The following is a 655-nucleotide window of genomic DNA, read 5'->3' as shown; positions in this document are numbered from 1 at the left end:
GCCAATCAAATTAAACTGGCCGCATTACAGCGCCAATTAAGTAGAAAAGTCTTATTCAGTCAAAACTGGAAAAAGCAAAACCGTAAGATTCAAAAGCTCCACCATCATATCGCTAACATTCGCCATGACTACTTGCATAAAATCACCACCACAATCAGCAAAAACCACGCCATGATTGCTTGTGAAGATTTAAAAGTCGCCAATATGTCGAAATCAGCAAGCGGAACGATGGAGAATAAAGGTCGTCATGTCAAAGCCACGTCAGGATTGAACAAATCTATCTTAGATCAAGGCTGGGGCATGATGGTTAATATGCTTGAGTACAAGCAGCAATGGCAAGGTGGGTTGCTCATTAAAGTAAACCCACGCTACACCAGCCAAACCTGTTTTGAATGCAAGTATATCGCTAAAGAAAATCGACAAACCCAAGCTAAGTTTGAGTGCGTCAAATGCAGGTATATTACGAACGCAGATATTAATGCGGCTCGTAATATATTAGCGGCAGGACATGCCGTGTTGTCTGTGGAGGGAGGACGCAGTAAAGGTCGCCCTTTGAAACAGAAAACTTGTGACCTTCGTGAGAAAGTCGCCTAAGAGCTTATGCTTTTAGAATTCCCCATTTGAGTTTGTCGAAAGTGGTGGGAGTATGTCAATA

1 protein-coding gene is annotated in these 655 nt (G+C 42.4%); it reads left to right on the top strand.

Annotated elements, in window-relative coordinates:
- A partial coding sequence (locus AC2FA3_RS15055; RefSeq protein ID WP_490510291.1) for an RNA-guided endonuclease InsQ/TnpB family protein occupies nt 1–594 on the top strand: 594 nt, incomplete at its 5' end.
- Between the last annotated feature and the right edge of the window lie 61 nt (nt 595–655).

The sequence above is a fragment of the Janibacter sp. CoH_79_TC_3 genome (assembly GCF_058197955.1).
The sequence above is the reverse complement of the archived record's forward strand: the minus strand, read 5'-3'. Positions and strand labels throughout refer to the sequence as shown.